Source organism: Alkalihalophilus lindianensis (assembly GCF_032843265.1).
In the GTDB taxonomy this organism is placed as follows: domain Bacteria; phylum Bacillota; class Bacilli; order Bacillales; family Bacillaceae_D; genus Alkalihalophilus; species Alkalihalophilus lindianensis.
This window is the reverse complement of sequence record NZ_JAWJBA010000878.1, coordinates 1-244: the sequence shown is the minus strand read 5'-3', so window position 1 is coordinate 244 and position 244 is coordinate 1. Positions and strand designations below refer to the sequence as shown.

At 62.7% G+C, this 244-nt stretch carries 1 protein-coding gene; it reads left to right on the top strand.

Annotated features, from left to right (window positions below):
* The coding region (locus RYX56_RS24635) for a hypothetical protein (protein ID WP_317124424.1) at window positions 1-226 on the top strand (226 nt) is incomplete at its 5' end.
* Window positions 227-244 lie beyond the last annotated feature (18 nt).

Genomic DNA, 244 nt, shown 5'->3' with positions numbered 1-244 from the left:
GGGTAAGAAGCCCGTGGCTGACCGTACGGACTTCCCCTTCACGATCTCCCCTGACCAGCCAAAACAGCTCACCCTCAGCATCGACCCTGCGAAGCGGGACGTTCACTTCAAGGTGAAGGTCGAATGGGTCGCAGGCGGTGAGTACGGAAGCGCGACCCTGGATAATGCCGGCCGTGGCAGTGGACCGGGCATGGGTGATGGGCCTGGCTTCCGTGTAGTCGGGTAAGCGGGGGCATCCGTGCAT